18 protein-coding genes are annotated in these 15,644 nt (G+C 70.1%); 9 read left to right on the forward strand and 9 right to left on the reverse strand.

The window, feature by feature from the left end; genetic code table 11:
* Positions 1–9 precede the first annotated feature (9 nt).
* Positions 10–2,700 carry an ATP-dependent DNA helicase gene (locus CRO12_RS04845; protein WP_097062821.1) on the forward strand — a complete coding sequence of 897 codons (2,691 nt, stop codon included), beginning with the start codon at positions 10–12 and terminating at the stop codon, positions 2,698–2,700.
* Positions 2,697–3,233, forward strand: coding sequence for a SixA phosphatase family protein (locus tag CRO12_RS04850; RefSeq protein WP_097062822.1), 537 nt, complete (start codon positions 2,697–2,699; stop codon positions 3,231–3,233). Before CRO12_RS04845 ends, CRO12_RS04850 begins: the two co-directional genes overlap by 4 nt.
* Positions 3,234–3,245: 12 nt before the next feature.
* Here the strand turns inward: CRO12_RS04850 and CRO12_RS04855 are convergent, their stop codons facing one another.
* The 5 genes from CRO12_RS04855 to rpmF form a co-directional block, all read right to left on the reverse strand.
* Entirely contained in the window at positions 3,246–3,590 is a 345-nt protein-coding gene (locus CRO12_RS04855; protein ID WP_097062823.1) for a MerR family transcriptional regulator, read from the reverse strand.
* A 12-nt stretch (positions 3,591–3,602) separates the two neighbouring features.
* A complete protein-coding gene (locus CRO12_RS04860; RefSeq protein ID WP_097062824.1) occupies positions 3,603–3,899 on the reverse strand; it encodes an integration host factor subunit alpha in 297 nt (98 codons plus the stop codon).
* A gap of 64 nt (positions 3,900–3,963) precedes the next feature.
* Positions 3,964–4,926, reverse strand: coding sequence for a beta-ketoacyl-ACP synthase III (locus CRO12_RS04865; RefSeq protein WP_097062825.1), 963 nt, complete (start codon positions 4,924–4,926; stop codon positions 3,964–3,966).
* Positions 4,923–5,957, reverse strand: coding sequence for a phosphate acyltransferase PlsX (gene plsX, locus CRO12_RS04870; RefSeq protein ID WP_097062826.1), 1,035 nt, complete (start codon positions 5,955–5,957; stop codon positions 4,923–4,925). Before plsX ends, CRO12_RS04865 begins: the two co-directional genes overlap by 4 nt.
* Positions 5,958–5,984: 27 nt before the next feature.
* A complete protein-coding gene (gene rpmF / locus CRO12_RS04875; RefSeq protein WP_097062827.1) occupies positions 5,985–6,164 on the reverse strand; it encodes a 50S ribosomal protein L32 in 180 nt (59 codons plus the stop codon).
* A 183-nt stretch (positions 6,165–6,347) separates the two neighbouring features.
* Here rpmF and CRO12_RS04880 point away from each other — a divergent pair, with 183 nt between their 5' ends.
* Positions 6,348–6,788 (forward strand): MAPEG family protein, encoded by a 441-nt coding sequence (locus CRO12_RS04880; RefSeq protein WP_097063359.1) that lies wholly within the window; start codon positions 6,348–6,350, stop codon positions 6,786–6,788.
* 153 nt (positions 6,789–6,941) lie between these two features.
* Here the strand turns inward: CRO12_RS04880 and CRO12_RS04885 are convergent, their stop codons facing one another.
* Positions 6,942–7,604 (reverse strand): MBL fold metallo-hydrolase, encoded by a 663-nt coding sequence (locus CRO12_RS04885; RefSeq protein ID WP_097062828.1) that lies wholly within the window; start codon positions 7,602–7,604, stop codon positions 6,942–6,944.
* A gap of 315 nt (positions 7,605–7,919) precedes the next feature.
* On the opposite strand from CRO12_RS04885, the gene CRO12_RS04890 reads away from it, so the two are divergent.
* A complete protein-coding gene (locus CRO12_RS04890; protein WP_245858282.1) occupies positions 7,920–8,675 on the forward strand; it encodes an SPFH domain-containing protein in 756 nt (251 codons plus the stop codon).
* Between the two features lie 3 nt (positions 8,676–8,678).
* Here the strand turns inward: CRO12_RS04890 and CRO12_RS04895 are convergent, their stop codons facing one another.
* Positions 8,679–10,595, reverse strand: coding sequence for a S9 family peptidase (locus CRO12_RS04895; protein ID WP_097062830.1), 1,917 nt, complete (start codon positions 10,593–10,595; stop codon positions 8,679–8,681).
* 72 nt (positions 10,596–10,667) lie between these two features.
* On the opposite strand from CRO12_RS04895, the gene CRO12_RS04900 reads away from it, so the two are divergent.
* The 4 genes from CRO12_RS04900 to msrA all read left to right on the forward strand — a co-directional run bounded on the left by CRO12_RS04900 (position 10,668) and on the right by msrA (position 13,180).
* On the forward strand, positions 10,668–10,943 hold the full coding sequence (locus CRO12_RS04900) for an aminotransferase class IV (protein ID WP_144033520.1): 276 nt from the start codon (positions 10,668–10,670) through the stop codon (positions 10,941–10,943).
* Positions 10,944–11,028: 85 nt separating this feature from the next.
* The gene (locus CRO12_RS04905; RefSeq protein WP_179640863.1) at positions 11,029–12,228 is read left to right on the forward strand and encodes a pyridoxal phosphate-dependent aminotransferase; all 1,200 of its coding nucleotides are present in this window, start codon (positions 11,029–11,031) and stop codon (positions 12,226–12,228) included.
* A gap of 126 nt (positions 12,229–12,354) precedes the next feature.
* Entirely contained in the window at positions 12,355–12,492 is a 138-nt protein-coding gene (locus tag CRO12_RS17915; RefSeq protein WP_179640864.1) for a hypothetical protein, read from the forward strand.
* Between the two features lie 37 nt (positions 12,493–12,529).
* On the forward strand, positions 12,530–13,180 hold the full coding sequence (gene msrA / locus CRO12_RS04910; protein ID WP_097062833.1) for a peptide-methionine (S)-S-oxide reductase MsrA: 651 nt from the start codon (positions 12,530–12,532) through the stop codon (positions 13,178–13,180).
* Between the two features lie 33 nt (positions 13,181–13,213).
* On the opposite strand, the gene CRO12_RS04915 is transcribed toward msrA, so the two are convergent.
* Both CRO12_RS04915 and mgtE read right to left on the reverse strand, forming a co-directional pair.
* On the reverse strand, positions 13,214–13,630 hold the full coding sequence (locus CRO12_RS04915) for a DUF1489 family protein (protein WP_097062834.1): 417 nt from the start codon (positions 13,628–13,630) through the stop codon (positions 13,214–13,216).
* Positions 13,631–13,651: 21 nt separating this feature from the next.
* The gene (mgtE, locus tag CRO12_RS04920) at positions 13,652–15,061 is read right to left on the reverse strand and encodes a magnesium transporter (RefSeq protein WP_097062835.1); all 1,410 of its coding nucleotides are present in this window, start codon (positions 15,059–15,061) and stop codon (positions 13,652–13,654) included.
* Between the two features lie 113 nt (positions 15,062–15,174).
* Here mgtE and CRO12_RS04925 point away from each other — a divergent pair, with 113 nt between their 5' ends.
* Positions 15,175–15,642, forward strand: coding sequence for a peptidylprolyl isomerase (locus CRO12_RS04925; RefSeq protein ID WP_097062836.1), 468 nt, complete (start codon positions 15,175–15,177; stop codon positions 15,640–15,642).
* Positions 15,643–15,644 lie beyond the last annotated feature (2 nt).

A 15,644-nucleotide genomic window follows, 5' to 3' on the forward strand; every position in this document is an offset into this window, starting at 1 on the left:
AGCGGACCGATGCTGCCCTACCCCGCCCTCCACGCCAGCCACGGCGGCACCTGGATCGCTGACGGCGAGGGCACGCGCGCGGTCGGGCGGGCGGAGGCGGTGCGGCTGGTCGCGGACACGCCGACGATCGTGCTGAACGCGCCGGTGATCGGCCAGCGGCTGGGCCACGCCGACCTGTCGGGGCTCGACCTGCTGGAGCTGTTCGCCTTTGTGCGGCCGGCGGTATTCGCGGTTCCGACGCCCAAGGGACTGGCGGAGGCGCTCGGGCTGCCGGTCCCGTCCGACGATCGCGAGGTGGCGGCCTTCCTGCGTGATGCGGTCGACGCGATGCTGGACCTGCTCGCCACCGACTGGCCGGAGCGGGAGGGCGCGTGGCACGCCGCGCAGAGCCTGTTTCGGCTGCGCTGGACCTGGGGACCCGCCGTGACCCAGCGCCTGGCCAAGCCCGAGCGCGCCGAGCGCTGGCTGTTCGCCAAGCTGCCCGAGTGGGCGGAGGAGCCGCCGCGCGCGGCGCCCCGGACGGTGACGCTGCCGCCCGACGAGGTCGCGAGCCGCCTCACCCGCCTGACCGGCGCGGGTGCCGAGCAGCGGAGCGGCCAGGCCGCCTACGCAACCGCCGCCACCGCGGCCTTTGCACCGCGGGCGATGCGCGACACACCCAATCTGGTGCTGGCGGAGGCGGGAACGGGCATCGGCAAGACGCTCGGCTATCTGGCGCCGGCCAGCCTGTGGAGCGAGCGGGCGGACGGCGCGGTGTGGGTCTCGACCTATACCAAGGCGCTCCAGCGTCAGCTCAACCACGAGACCCGGCGGCTCTACCCTGACGCCGACGAGCGCAAGCGGCGCGTGGTGACCCGCAAGGGGCGCGAGAACTACCTATGCCTGCTCAACCTGGAGGATGCGTTGCAGGGCGGGTTCCAGGGCCGCGCGGCGATCCTCGCGCAGCTGGTCGCGCGCTGGGCGGCCTACTCGGCCGACGGCGACATGGTGGGGGGTGACCTGCCCGGCTGGCTGCCGACGCTGTTTCGCCGCAACGGATCCACGGCGCTCACCGACCGGCGCGGCGAGTGCATCTACGCCGGCTGCCCGCACTACCGTAAGTGCTTCATCGAGCGCGCGGCGCGGGCGAGCGCGCAGGCGAGCATCGTCGTCGCCAATCACGCGCTGGTGATGGTCAACGCCGCGCGCGGACGGGAGTCGGCGACCCGGCCGACCCGCTATGTGTTTGACGAAGGGCACCACCTGTTCGACGCCGCCGACGCCATGTTCTCGGCCGCGCTGACCGGAGCGGAGGCAATCGAGCTGCGCCGCTGGATCACCGGGCCGGAGGGAACCGCACGCGGGCGGCGCCGCGGGCTCGCCGCGCGCTTGTCCGACGTCGCGAGCTACGACGAGGAGGGTGGCCGCGCGATCACCGACGCGGTGGAGGCGGCGCGGGCGCTTCCCTCCGACGGCTGGCTCCAGCGGTTGAACGAGGGCGCGCCGTTCGGTCCGGTCGAGGCGTTGCTGGCGGCGGTCCGCGGGCTCACCTACGCGCGCGCGGCCGGAGACGAGGACGCCGGCTATGCGCTCGAGACCGAACTCGCCGAGCCGACGCCGCAGCTGGTCGAGGCGGCGGCACCGGCAGCGGCGGCGCTCGACGCGCTGCTCCGCCCGCTGGTGGTGCTCGGCCGCCGGCTGGAGGCGGTGCTGGCGGACGCACCCGACTGGATGGACGCGGCCGCGCGGGCCCGGATCGAGGGCGCGATCGCCTCCATCGGCTGGCGGACGGAGACGGTCGCCGCCTGGCTGGCGCTGATCGCCCGGATCGGCGGCCCGGCGAGCGCCGACTTCGTCGACTGGCTGGCGGTCGACCGGGCGGAGGGGCGCGAGTGGGACGTGGGACTCCACCGCCACTGGCTCGATCCAACCCGGCCGTTCGCGGACACCGTCCTCAGGCAGGCGCACGGTGCGCTCGTCACCTCCGCAACGCTGACCGCGGGCGGCGACTGGGACGTGGCGGAGGCGCGGGTCGGGGCGCCGCACCTCCTGTCGCCGCCGCAACACTTCGCCGCACCCAGCCCGTTCGACTATGCTGGCCGCGCCCGCGTCCTGATCGTCACCGACGTGAAGCGCGGCGACCTGCCGGCCCTCGCCAACGCCTATGCTCGGCTGATCGTCGCGGCGGGCGGGGGCACGCTCGGGCTGTTCACCGCGATCCGCCGCCTGCGCGCGGTTCACGCCCGCGTCGCCGACCGGCTGGCGCGTGAAGGGCTGCCGCTCCACGCCCAGCACGTCGATCCGATCGACACGGGCACGCTGGTCGACATCTTTCGCGACGATCCGCGCTCCTCGCTGCTCGGCACCGACGCGCTCCGCGACGGAGTCGACGTGCCGGGCGAGTCGCTCCGATTGGTGGTGATGGAGGGCGTGCCCTGGCCCAAGCCGAGCGTGCTCCACGCCGCGCGGCGCCTGGCCGGCGGCGGCAGCGCGTACGACGACCGAATCGTCCGCGCGCGCCTCGCCCAGGCGTTCGGACGCCTGATCCGCCGCGCCGACGACACCGGGGCCTTCGTGCTGCTGAGCGCCGCCATGCCGTCGCGACTGCTGTCGGCCTTTCCGGAGGGCACGCCGATCGCGCGGATGACGCTGGAAGAGGCGCAAACCGCCGTGCGCACCCTTTCGTCGGCGGGCCCGATCCGGCATGGGGCCGAAGCATGAAGACGCTGACGCTGCTCCGCCACGCCAAGTCCGGCTGGGACGATCCGCTGCTGCGCGACTTCGACCGGCCGCTGAATGTCAAGGGTCAGCGCGCGGCGACGACGGTCGGCCGCAACCTGCGCGCGCTTGGCCTAAGCTTCGATCACGTCGTGGCGTCGCCTGCGGTGCGTGTGGCGGAGACGCTGGCCCAGGTGGCGCACGGCTATGGCGCGGCGATCGATCCCGCGTTCGACAGGCGGCTCTACCTGGCGGCGGTCGCGACCCTGCTGGAGGTCATCCACGCGCTGCCCGCCGCGGCCAACACCGCGCTGCTCGCCGGGCACAATCCGGGGTTGGAGGAACTGGTGCTCGCGCTGGTGCCGGAGGGCGACGATGCGCGCGGCGAGGTGGCGATCAAGTTCCCGACCGCGAGCGTGGCGGTGCTGACGTGCGCGGTCGACAACTGGGCGGACGTGGCGCCCGGCGGCGCGACCCTGACCCACTTCGTCCGTCCGCGCGATCTCGACCCGACACTGGGGCCGGACGAGGGCTGAGGTCTTCGAACGCTACGCCCCACCCTCACGCAGCGCAGCGATCAGCGTGTCGCGGATGCGGTGGAGCGCGCTCAGCCGGTCGTCGGCGCCGACCGGCTCCGCGACCGGCGCCTCCCCGGCGAGCAGCTTCTGCACGCCGCGGATCGTGTAGCCCTGCTCCTCCAGCAGCAGCTGGATGCGGCGCACCAGCGCGGCGTCCTCCGGCCGGTAGTAGCGGCGGTTGCCAGCCCGCTGGAGCGGTCGGAGCTGGGGAAAGCGGCTCTCCCAGTAGCGCAGGATATGCTGGGCGACACCCGTCTCGCGCGACAGCTCGCCGATCGTCCGGAAGGCGCCCGCCGCCTTGTCCGGGGCGCCCATCCGGTCCGGCCCTTACTTCCCCGCCACGATGCGGTCGCGCATCATCTGGCTGGCTCGGAAGGTCAGCACCCGCCTAGGCGCGATCGGCACCTCAACCCCGGTCTTGGGATTGCGGCCGACCCGCTCTCCCTTGTCGCGCAGCACGAAGCTGCCGAAGCCGGAGATCTTCACATTCTCGCCGTTGGACAGCGCAGCGCACATGTGCGCCAGGATCTGCTCGACGAATTGCGCCGAGTCGGTTCGGGACAAGCCCACCTGATGGTGCAGCGCTTCCGCCAGGTCGGCGCGCGTCAGAGTCCCCGCGTCCATTTCATCCCCCCAGTACGTAAGTGAAGCTATCACAGACAGTTGGCGTCGCAAAGTACGCCCGTGGTCAGTAACGGACCACCGCCGCCCCCCAAGTGAAGCCGCCTCCCATCGCCTCCAGCACCAGCAGGTCGCCCCGCTTGACCCGGCCGTCGCGCACGCCGGCGTCGAGCGCCAGCGGCACGGAGGCGGCGGAGGTGTTGGCGTGCTGGTCGACGGTCACGATCACCTTTTCCGGCGGCAGCCCCAGCTTGCGCGCGGTCGCATCCAGGATGCGGGCGTTCGCCTGGTGCGGCACCACCCAGTCGACGTCCTCCGCGGTGAGGCCCGCGACGCCGAGCGACTCGCCCATCACCGCCGCCAGGTTGACGACCGCGTGACGGAACACTTCGCGGCCCTTCATGCGCAGCTTGCCGACCGTTCCGGTCGTGGAGGGCCCGCCGTCGACGTAGAGCAGCTCGTTGTGGCGACCGTCGGCGTGAAGCCGCGTCGCGAGCACCCCACGATCGCCGTTCTCCTCCGCCGCCAGCACGATCGCGCCCGCGCCATCGCCGAACAGGACGCAGGTTGCCCGGTCCTCCCAATCGAGCAGGCGACTGAAGGTCTCTGCCCCGATCACCAGCGCCCTGGTGTGCGCACCGGCGCGGATCATGCTGTCGGCGACCTGCAGTGCGTAGAGGAAACCCGAGCATACCGCCGCGACGTCGAAGGCGACGCAGTCGCCGGTGCCGAGCGCCGCCTGAACCTTGGTGGCGGTCGCCGGAAAGGTCTGGTCAGGCGTCGCGGTCGCCAGCACGATCAGGTCAATATCCGCGGCGTTCAGCCCCGCCGCGGCGAGTGCCGCCTTGGCGGCATCGGTGGCAAGCGTCGCCGTGGTCTCGTCCGAACCGGCGATGTGGCGGAAGCGGATGCCGGTGCGCTCGACGATCCACTCGTCGCTGGTGTCGACGGTCTGTGCCAGCTCCGCATTCGATACGCGCCGGGCCGGCAGCGCCGATCCGGTTCCGAGGATCACGGAACGGACGCTCACGCCACCGCTTCCTGCTCGAAATGGGCGAGGTCGTCGGTGATGCGTCTAGTCAGGTCGTCGCGGACCATCTTGGCGGCGACGGAGATCGCGTGCGCGACGCCGACCTCGTTCGCGCTGCCGTGGCTCTTCACCACCAGGCCATTGAGGCCGAGGAAGACAGCGCCATTGTGGTTGTTGGGATCAAGGTGCCCGCGCAGCAGCTCGGTCGCGGGGCGGGAGATGAGGAAGCCGATCTTGGAGCGCAGCGAGCTGCGGAACGCGCGCTTCAGCAGGTCGCCGACGAAGCGGGCCGTCCCCTCCGCCGTCTTCAGCGCGACGTTGCCGGAAAAGCCGTCGCACACGACCACGTCGACGTCGCCGAACGATAGGCGGTCGCCCTCGATATAGCCGGCGAATGTCATCGGCAGGTGAGTCGCATCGCGCAGCGCCGCGGCCGCATCGCGGACCTCGTCCGTGCCCTTCAGCTCCTCCGTTCCGATGTTGAGGAGCGCGACCCGCGGGCTCGCGAGATCGAGCGTGGTGCGCGCATAGGCCGCGCCCATCACCGCGAATTGCACCAGGTTGCGCGCGTCGCACTCGGTGTTGGCACCGAGATCGAGCATCACGAAGTCGGTTCGGCCGAGGCTCGGCAGCAACGCGGCGAGCGCCGGCCGGTCGATGCCCGGCATGGTGCGCAGCGACAGCTTGGCCATCGCCATCAGCGCCCCGGTGTTGCCGGCGGATACGGCAGCGGCGGCCTCGCCACGCTTCACCAAGTCGATCGCGACGCCCATCGACGTCTTCTTGGCGCGGCGAATCGCCTGGCTCGGCTTGTCGCTAGAACCGACGACCTCGCTCGCGTGGACGATCGAGGACGCGGCGGTCAGGTTGGGGTGGTTCTTCAGCCCGTCGCGGATCTGCGCCTCGTCGCCGACCAGCGCGAAGCGCATCCCATCGAACCGGCGCCGCGCCCGCGCGACGCCAGCCAGCATGACCGCCAGCCCCTCGTCGCCACCCATCGCATCGACGGCAATCCGCGCGTCAGCGTTCATACAGGCTGACCTTCAGGCCGTACCGTGTCAGGCGTCGACCGAGACGATCTCGCGGCCGTTGTAGTGCCCGCAGCTGGTGCACAGGTTGTGCGGACGGCGCAGCTCGCCGCAGTTCGGGCATTCCTGGAACGCTTCGACGCTCAGCGCATCGTGCGCGCGGCGCATGCCACGCCGCGACGGCGAGGTCTTTCTCTTGGGGACGGCCATGTCGGCAACCTTTTCGTGTACGGATCATCTGTTCCGCAGGAATCCTTGATGCGCGACGAGCGCGCGGACGGGTGCCTGCGAAAGCGAAGGCGCGCCTATAGCGATTTCCGCCGCGCTTGCAAGCCGATCGGCGGGGTGACAGGCTGGCCGCCGTGCCGGGCCAAGCGGAAGGATGACGAGCCGATGACGATCCTCCTGCCCGCGACGCTCGCCACCGCGGCCGCCTGTGCGCTCCTCGCGATCTGGCTCGGGCTGCGGGTCAGCCAGGTGCGGGTCAAGCACAAGGTGCTGGTCGGCGACGGCGGCGACCCGCTGGTGCTCGCCCGCATGCGCGCCCACGCCAACTTCGTCGAGTACACACCCTTCGTGTTGATCCTGCTCGCGCTGGTCGAACTGGCCAAGGGACCGGCGGTGCACCTCTGGGCGTACGGCGCCGTGTTCGTGCTCGCGCGGGTCGCGCACGGCATCGGCATGGAACGGTCGCGCGGCGCCCGGATGGTCGGCATCCTCGTGACCTGGGCGATTCTGGCGCTGCTGATCGGCGAGGCGACTTGGACCACCTACCAGGGGGCCGCGCCCGGCAGGGGAGACGCGATCGAGATAGAGCAAGTGCCCGCAGCCTGAGCCCTCGTTGCACACCGTTCGTCCTGAGTAGCGACTGAGCGCAGACGAAGGCGCGTATCGAAGGACAGGTCACGCGCGGGAAGATGCTTCGATACGCTGCTACGCAGCTACTCAGTCGCTACTCAGCACGAACGGTCTGGCACGGGGCGTGACTCACCTGCCCGCCAGCACCGCATCGCCCACGAACGGATTGCTCTGCCGCTCGTGCCCGATCGTGCTCGCCGGGCCGTGGCCGGGAAGGAAGACCGTCTCATCCCCCATCGGCCAAAGCTTGGTCACGACCGAGGTCACGAGCGCGTTGGAATCGCTGAGCGGGAAGTCGGTCCGCCCGACCGAGCCCTGGAACAGCACGTCACCGACGATCGCGAGCCTGGAGGGTGGATGGTGGAAGACGACGTGGCCGGGCGTGTGCCCAGGGGTCAGGTAGACGTCGAGCGTCAGGTCGCCCACGCTCACCGTGTCGCCGTCGTCGAGCCAGCGTGTCGGCTCGAACGCCTCGCCGCGCAGCCCCCATTGGCGACAATCGTTCTCCAGCCGCGCGAGCCAGTAACGGTCCGCCTCGTGCGGACCCTCGATCGGCACGCCGACTTCCTTCGCCAGCACTCCGGCCTCGGCGCAGTGATCGGCGTGGGCGTGGGTCAGCAGGATCTTCTCGACCGAGACACCCGCCTCGGCAATTGCCGCCTTGATCCGCGGCAGGTCACCGCCCGGATCGACCACCGCCGCCTTCATGGTCGCGGTGCACCAGAACAGCGTGCAGTTCTGCTGGAGCGAGGTCACGGGAATGATGGTGGCGCGAAGCGGCGGCTGGGTCATGGCGCGACAGGTGGGCGGGTGCGGCGACGGGGTCAACAGGCTTGCCAGCCGGGCGGGTGCTGCTAGCCTCGTGAGCGGAGGTTCGACTCCTCCGGTAATTGGCGACGTTCTCGACCGCGAGGTCGGAAGCGGCCCGGACAGCACAGATGAGGCGTCGCCACGTGGTTGGTCACAAGCAATTCGGATTTGCTCGCAACATGAAGTCTCCGGATGCCGGCCCTTCGGGGCAGCCGTGGCGCGGCCTTGCGGGTGCTCGCACCCCCGCCGCGCTGCCGTGGCATCCGGGGATGAGCGGGTGATACGGGCTTGACCGAGGTGCTCGGCCCGTTTGCCGCAATTCTCACAGCCATCATGATCGTCGTGGCGGTGACACTGTCGCTGCGCCGGCGCGTGATCGTCTACGCGTGGGAGACGGCGCTGCTCTACCGTGGCGGTGTGTTCGAGCGTACGCTCGACCCCGGCACCCACCATTACGCCGACCTTCGTCAGCGGGTGCGGATCGTGCGGCTGCCGGCGCACGCCCAGCGCAGCAATTTCGGTCCGCTCGATGTGCTGAGCGCGGATCGCTTCGCCTTTCGCCTGCATCTCTCCGTCACCTGGACGATCGTTGATCCGCGCACGGCTTGGGAGGCGCAGGAGGTGCCGGAGAGCACCAGCTACACGGTTGCGCCGCTTCAGGAGCGCGTCGCCGCGGCGGCGCTCGCCGCTACCGGTGCCCTCCAACTTGATGACCTGCTCGGCGCGCCGGTCGCGCTCGGGGACGCCGTGCGTGCGATCCTGGCGACCGGCGCGACCAGCTTCGCGTTCGAGGCGGTGGCGGTCACCCGCATGGAGCTGCCGCCGGAGACCCGCCGCATGCTGACGGAGGTGGAGCGGGCGCGCCGCAGCGGGCTCGCCGCGCTGGAGCGGGCGCGCAGCGAGCAGGCGGCGCTGCGCTCGCTCGCCAATGCCGCGCGGCTGGTGCGGGACAATCCGGAGCTCGCGCAACTCCGGCTGCTCCAGACGATCGAGGATGCCAAAGGACCGACGACCATCGTCGTCGGCGACCCCCGCGCCGTTCCGCCTAGCTGACGCTCACTTCGGCACCGTGCCGAGCAGGTTGGCTTGCCAGAAAAACAGCGTCGCGTAGTTCTGGTAGTCGCGGTTCTCCTTCTTGGCGAAGCCGTGGCCCTCGTCCGCGGCGAGGATGTGCCAGGCGATGCCGCCGTTCGCGCGGACGGCCTTCACCATCTGGTCCGCCTCGCTCGCCGGCACGCGCGGGTCGTTGGCGCCGGTCACCACCATCAGCGGGATGCGCAGCTCGCTGACCCGGGTCATGGGCGAGATCTCGAGCAGCTTGGCCTTCTGCTTCGGATCGCGCTCGTCGCCGTACTCGACGCGGCGCAGGTCGCGGCGGTAGCCGGACGTGTTCTCCAGGAACGTCACCCAGTTGGAGATGGCGACGATGCAGTTCGCACCCTTGAGCCGCGCGCCGTAGCGGATGGCAGCCGCGTAGCACATGTAGCCACCGTAGCTGCCACCCTGCTCCCCGATCCGCGCGGCATCGATTCCCGGGTCACGCGCGAAATGGTCGAGGAAGGCGCCGATGTCCCTGACCGAGTCTTCCCGCTTGAAGGGACCGTTGTCGAGGCTGACGAACCGCTTGCCGTAGCCGGTCGAGCCGCGGACGTTCGGGTAGAAGAGCGCGATGCCCAGTTCGTTGACGTAGTAGTTGGCCGCGCCGCGGTAACTGGCGGTGGTCTGCCCCTCCGGTCCGCCGTGGATATCGATGATCAGCGGGCGCTTGCCCGGAAAGCGCGCCGGATCGGGGCGATAGAGCAGGCCCGAGACCTCCTGCCCGTCGAAGCTCTTGACCCGCACCAGCTCGGCGGCGACGTTCCGTGACGGATCGAGCCCGCCGGTCTCGCTTGCGGTCCACTGGGTGACCTTCATCGCCCTCGGATCGAGCACGAAGACGTCGCCCGGGACCGTGCTGCCGCTCACGGAGAAGGCGACGTCGCCCCAGGGTGCGACCTCCAGCCCGCCGATCACGCCCTTGGGCACGGCTGCCTCGCGGACCTGCCCGGTCCGGGGATCGAGCAGCTTCAGCCGGCTGGTGCCATCCTCATTCAAGACGTAGGCGATAAAGCTGCCGTCTTTCGCGATCGCGAAGTCCTCGACGTCCCAGCGCGGCTCCTTCGACACCGGTGTGAACCGGTTGTCCTTGAGCGTGCCGAGCCGCTGGAAGTCGGAGCCCGCGTCCGCGAGCACCCACAACGTACCGTCCGGCGCGACTTCCGCCGATCCGAACGCGACCTGCTGCTTAAGGTCATTGAGGGGCGTCATCGTGCCGGTCGCAAGGTCGAGGTCGTAGAGGTCGCTCTTCTGCACGGACGCGCGATTGAGCACGACGGCGCGGCTGTCGCCCGGCAGGAAGTCGACGAACGACCAGCCGCCGCCGCTCACCTGCGCGACCATCCGTGCAGTGGTGGGATCGCGCGGATCCATGACGTAAAGGTCGTTGTCCGTCCCCGTGCGCTTGGTCGACGAATAACCGACCAGCTTGCCATCGCGGGAGAAGGCGCCGAAGCCGTTCCGGCTCTTGCCGTCGGTCAGCAGCGTGAGGCGGCCGTCCTTCATCGCGTAGAGCTGGTAGAACTCGCCTCCGCCGACGTCCTTCTGGACCAGCATGACGTCGCCCGATGGCGAATAATAGGCCTGGCTGGTGCGATCGGCCTCGAAGGTGATCTGGCGGCGATCCATCATCGGCCTCGCCACCTGGTGAAGCTGCGCGACATTGGCGAAGCGGGTGGTGATCACCAGCGACTTGTCGACCGGGTTCCACGCGACCGGCGCGGCGGAGCGGGTCTCGGCATAAGGGCGCAGCGCGTCGGCTAGGCTGACGGGCAGCGCCGGCACCCCGTCGGCGGTGATCGCCGCCGGCTTGGCGACCTGCGCTGCGGCGGGCGCGCCGACAGCGGCAAGCAGGATGGCGGCGGTGGCGAGGCGCATGGTGTTTCCCCTTCGTGTGCACCGAGCCTAGGCCTGCTCCACGTCAGCGGCAACGCCCTTGCTCCGTGCGGCGTGAGCGGCCATGCCGCGGCAATGGACGATCGCTCGCCCGACCTCGAGGCCACCATGGCCTTTGATCCGCTTGCCGGGCTGGTCGACCTGGAGGATCATATCGCGACCATCCGCGCGGACGCGACGGCGCGCGGTTACCCGTTCGATCGGCACGCAGTGCGGAATGAGCTCCAGGCCGCGACCTTTCGCCTGCGCGGCGCCAGCACGGTGCGGCTGCTGGTGTCGCCGACCGGCGCGCTGGCGATCGAGGTGACGCCGGTCGAGACCCAGCCCTGATCGTAGCCGTAACGAACGCGACAATTGCCCCGCCGCCCGGACGCTGGCTATAGGCGCGCGTCCCTGTCAGCCAAGGCCTCCGATCATGCATCCCTCCGCCGCGCTCGGCCGTATCCAGCCCTCCGCCACGCTGGCCATGACGAGCCGCGTGTTCGAGCTGAAGGCGCAAGGGGTCGACGTGATCGGGCTGGGCGCGGGCGAACCCGACTTCGACACGCCGGACTTCGTCAAGGAAGCGGCGATCGCGGCGATCCGCGCCGGCAAGACCAAGTACACCAACGTCGACGGCACGCCCGAGCTGAAGGCGGCGGTCGCCGCCAAGTTCGCGCGCGACAACGGCCTGACCTATAGCCCCGACCAGATCAGCATCAACGTCGGCGGCAAGCACACGCTGTTCAACGCGCTGGTCGCGACGGTCGACCCGGGCGACGAGGTGATCGTGCCCGCGCCCTACTGGGTCAGCTACCCCGACGTGGTGCAGTTCGCGGGCGGCACGCCGGTGTTCGTCGCGGCCGGCGCCGCGCAGGGCTACAAGCTGCGCCCGGAGCAGCTGGAAGCGGCGATCACGCCGCAGACCAAGTGGGTCATCCTCAACTCGCCGTCGAACCCGACCGGCGCCGCTTATACCGAGGACGAGCTGAAGGCACTGGGCGAGGTGCTGGCACGCCACCCCCACGTCTGGGTCTTCGCCGACGACATGTACGAGCACATCGTCTACGATGGCTTCCGCTTCCGCACGATCGCCGAGGTCTGCCCCGACCTGTACGAGCGCACGCTGACGGTGAACGGCTGTTCCAAGGGTTATGCGATGACCGGCTGGCGGATCGGGTTTGCCGGCGGTGCGCCGTGGCTGATCAAGGCGATGGCGAAGCTCCAGTCGCAGTCGACCAGCAACCCCTGCTCGATCGCGCAGGCCGCGGCGGTCGCGGCGCTGACCGGCCCGCAGGCGTTCCTGAAGGAGCGTGCCGCCGCCTTCCAGGTCCGCCGCGACCTGGTGGTCGCGATGCTGAACGCGGCGGACGGGATCACCTGCCCGACGCCGGAAGGCGCCTTCTACGTCTATCCGGACGTCGGGGGCACGATCGGCAAGACCACGCCAAAGGGCAAGCGGATCGAGACGGACGAGGACCTGATCGGCTATTTCCTCGATGACGCGCGGGTCGCGGCGGTGCACGGTGGCGCTTTCGGCCTGTCGCCTGCCATGCGGATCAGCTACGCGACGTCGGAGGTGCTGCTGACCGCGGCGTGCGAGCGCATCCAGGAAGCGTGCGCCGCGCTTCGCTGACGATCAGGTGAACGGGCCGCCCAGCGACCGTTCAGCCCCCACACCGTACCGAACATTGTATCGGGGCATCCGGCTTCCGATCTGGCGCGTCGTCGTCAGTGGCAGTGACGAACGTAGAGAATCATCATGCGCAAGAACCCGCCCAGCTTCATCCGCCTGTTCGTCGGCGGCTTCGCCCTCGGCGCGGCGACGCTCGTGTCGGTGCAGGCGATCGAGACCGGTCACAACCCGCTCGTTCCCGCCGCGCAGGCGGAGACTCGCTGATCAATGTCGCTGCCTCCCCCGCCCACGAGGTAGTCCGATGCTGAAGATCCTGATTCCCGCGGTTGCGCTCGCTGCCGCCCTTCCGCTGGTCGGCGGCGCGGGCCACGCGAAGGCGGTGGCCATCCCGGCGCCGGCCCGTGACGTGCCCGCCGCACCTGCGCTGCAGACCGCGGTTCTCGCGGGCGGTTGCTTCTGGGGCATGGAAGCGGTGTTCGAGGGCGTGAAGGGCGTCCGCGACGTGATCAGCGGCTATGCCGGCGGCACTCGCGACACGGCGACCTACGCTCAGGTCTCCACCGAGCGTACCCGTCATGCCGAGGCGATCCGGATCACCTATGACCCGCGCGTGGTCAGCTACGGCACGCTGCTGCGCATCTATTTCTCGGTCGCGCACGACCCCACGCAGGTGAACGGCCAGCATCCGGACAGCGGGCCGAGCTACCGTTCCGCGATCTTCCCGCAGACGCCGCAGCAGCAGCTGGTCGCCGAACGATATGTGGTGCAGCTCGGCCGGACGCGCGCCTTCGGCAAGCCGATCGCCACGCGGATCGAGCGCGGCGCCTTCTACCCGGCGGAGGCGTACCACCAGGATTTCGCCCGGCGGAACCCGACCCACGGCTACATCGTCACGTGGGACAAGCCGAAGATCGCGGCGTTCCGCGCGGCGTATCCGGCACTCGCAAAGTAACCGTCTTCCCGGCCTGCGCCGGGGTGGCGGGTGTCAGATCAGCGCCAGCGCACTCAGCCGGTTGAGCAGCTCGGCCGGCATCTCGCTGAGGCCCGCCGCGCCCCCGCCCAGGTCGGGCGGCGCGTCGTCCTTCTCCAGGTAGCGCCAGCCCTGGTGGGCGCGCTTGCGGCGCGGCTCCACCACGATCAGCTCGGGCGCCAGGCGAATCGCGATGCGCCCGCCCTCCACCTCCCCGAAGCCGATGATGGGGGAGCGTGCGACCAGCTGGTGCTTGATGATCCAGTAAAGCGATCCCGCGCCCGCCACTTCCGCGTGCCGTTTGGGGAGGAAGCGGGTGGTCAGCAGCAGCCCGCTCCCTTCCGCCGCGCGCAGCCGCGCACGTTCCTGGAGCGAGGGGAGGCTGTCGTGTCCAAACGCGACTTTGGTCAGGTGAAGCGTCACCTGTGGCATGTGGGCGCGCGGGTGGCGCGGTCAAGCCAGCCGGGACAGCGCCAGCGTCGCGAGGCCGAGGAAGGCGAGGTAGCCGATCGAGTCGGTGATCATCGTGACGAAGATGGAGGACGCGACTGCGGGGTCCTGGTCGAAGCGTTCAAGCGCGACTGGCACCAGCACGCCCGCGAACCCGGCGATGGTGATGTTGGCGAGCATCGCGCCGCCGATCACCACGCCCAGGATCGGACTGCCGTACCAGAGCGCAACGGCCGTCCCGATCAGCGCCGCGACCGTCGACCCGTTGAGCAGCGCGACCTGCATCTCCCGCAGGATCGAGCGCAGCGTGTTGGACTGGGTCAGCTGGTTGGTCGCGAGCGCGCGCACCGTGACCGCCATGGTCTGCGTCCCCGCGTTGCCGCCAACCCCGGCGACGATCGGGCCGAGCGCGGCGAGTGCGACCAGCCGCTCAATCGTCCCCTCGAACGTCGCGATGACGGTGGCGGCGATCAGCGCGGTGAACAGGTTCGCGATCAGCCAGCGCACTCGCGCCTTGTACGTATCGCGGATCGGCTCGTTGATGTCGCCTTCGCCCGCGCCCGAGAGCAGCAGCGCGTCCTCGCCCGCCTCCTCCTGGATGATGTGGACGACGTCGTCGACGGTGATCATGCCCACCAGCCGCCCGCTCGCGTCGACGACCGCGGCGGAGATCAGCGCGTACTTTTGAAACCGGAGCGCAACTTCCTCCTGGTCCATGTCGACCGGGATCAGCGTCTGCTCCCGCTTCATGACGTCGCTGATCGCGATGCCGCGCGGCGTGCGCAGCACCCACGACAATGCGACCGATCCGACCGGCTTGTGCCGGCCGTCGACCACGAAGATCTCCCAGAAATCGGTGGTGAGATCCTCGTTGCCGCGCAGATAGTCGAGCACGTCGCCGACGCTCCAGTGCTCTGGCACCGCGATCAGCTCGCGCTGCATCAGTCGCCCGGCCGAGTCCTCGGGATAGGCGAGCGCTTCCTCGATCGCGGCGCGATCGTCCGGCTCCATCGCGCGCAGGACCTCGCGCTGGTCCTCGACATCCAGGTCCTGGATGATCGCCACCGCATCGTCGGTGTCGAGCTCGGCGGCGATGTCTGCGACCTCGTGCGGCTCCAGCGCGTCGATCAGCTCCTCGCGGACCCAGTCGTTCAGCTCCGCGAAGACGTCGGCGTCGAGGAGGTCATGGACCGCGTGGGCGAGGCCGGCGCGCTGATCGGCCGGGACCAGCTCGAACAGGTCGGCGATGTCGGCCGGGTGGAGCGGCTCGACCAGCGCCCGCGCCCGCTCCGGATCACCCTCCTCCACCGCGTCCAGCACCGCACGGACGAAGCCCGGCTTGAGGCGGTCGTCCTCGTCCAGCTCGCTGGTCTCGGCGGCGGTCGGCGCGTCGGGAAGCTCGGTCTCGCTCATCTGCCGCCTCCCGTTCGCAGTCGCAGCACCCTCTGCCGCAGTTTGTCCGGCATTTGCAACCGCGCGCACCCGACCCTAGGTGACCGCCTTCCGATCAACAGGAGCACGCTGACGTGGCTGACACCTTCACGACCCTCAACCTGACGCTTCAGAGCGGGGAGGAGACCGGCGACGTCGTTATCCGCCTGCGCCCGGACCTCGCCCCCAACCATGTCGAGCGCATCGCGACGCTGGCCAACGAGGGATTCTACGACGGCGTGGTGTTTCACCGCGTGATCGACGGCTTCATGGCCCAGGGCGGCGACCCGACCGGGCGCGGCACCGGCGGCTCCAAGCTTCCCGACCTCAAGGCCGAGTTCAACGCCGAGCCGCACGTACGCGGCGTTTGCTCCATGGCGCGGACGATGAGCCCGGACACCGCCAACAGCCAGTTCTTCATCTGCCTGGACGACGCGACCTTCCTCGACCGGCAATACACGGTCTGGGGTGAGGTGACGTCGGGGATGGAGCACGTCGACGCGCTGCCCAAGGGCGAGCCGCCGCGTCAGCCGGGCAAGATCGTCAGCGCGCGGGCGGAGTAACG

Source organism: Sphingomonas guangdongensis (genome assembly GCF_900199185.1).
GTDB lineage: Bacteria > Pseudomonadota > Alphaproteobacteria > Sphingomonadales > Sphingomonadaceae > Sphingomonas > Sphingomonas guangdongensis.

Bases quoted from the DNA above. Each gene is read 5' to 3' on its own strand.
- CRO12_RS04845 (WP_097062821.1), top strand. From the start codon at position 10: ATGCTGCCCTACCCCGCCCTCCACGCCAGCCACGGCGGCACCTGGATC.
- CRO12_RS04850 (WP_097062822.1), top strand. From the start codon at position 2,697: ATGAAGACGCTGACGCTGCTCCGCCACGCCAAGTCCGGCTGGGACGAT.
- CRO12_RS04855 (WP_097062823.1), bottom strand. From the start codon at position 3,590: ATGGGCGCCCCGGACAAGGCGGCGGGCGCCTTCCGGACGATCGGCGAG.
- CRO12_RS04860 (WP_097062824.1), bottom strand. From the start codon at position 3,899: ATGGACGCGGGGACTCTGACGCGCGCCGACCTGGCGGAAGCGCTGCAC.
- plsX (WP_097062826.1), bottom strand. From the start codon at position 5,957: ATGAACGCTGACGCGCGGATTGCCGTCGATGCGATGGGTGGCGACGAG.
- rpmF (WP_097062827.1), bottom strand. From the start codon at position 6,164: ATGGCCGTCCCCAAGAGAAAGACCTCGCCGTCGCGGCGTGGCATGCGC.
- CRO12_RS04880 (WP_097063359.1), top strand. From the start codon at position 6,348: ATGACGATCCTCCTGCCCGCGACGCTCGCCACCGCGGCCGCCTGTGCG.
- CRO12_RS04885 (WP_097062828.1), bottom strand. From the start codon at position 7,604: ATGACCCAGCCGCCGCTTCGCGCCACCATCATTCCCGTGACCTCGCTC.
- CRO12_RS04895 (WP_097062830.1), bottom strand. From the start codon at position 10,595: ATGCGCCTCGCCACCGCCGCCATCCTGCTTGCCGCTGTCGGCGCGCCC.
- CRO12_RS04905 (WP_179640863.1), top strand. From the start codon at position 11,029: ATGCATCCCTCCGCCGCGCTCGGCCGTATCCAGCCCTCCGCCACGCTG.
- CRO12_RS17915 (WP_179640864.1), top strand. From the start codon at position 12,355: ATGCGCAAGAACCCGCCCAGCTTCATCCGCCTGTTCGTCGGCGGCTTC.
- msrA (WP_097062833.1), top strand. From the start codon at position 12,530: ATGCTGAAGATCCTGATTCCCGCGGTTGCGCTCGCTGCCGCCCTTCCG.
- CRO12_RS04915 (WP_097062834.1), bottom strand. From the start codon at position 13,630: ATGCCACAGGTGACGCTTCACCTGACCAAAGTCGCGTTTGGACACGAC.
- mgtE (WP_097062835.1), bottom strand. From the start codon at position 15,061: ATGAGCGAGACCGAGCTTCCCGACGCGCCGACCGCCGCCGAGACCAGC.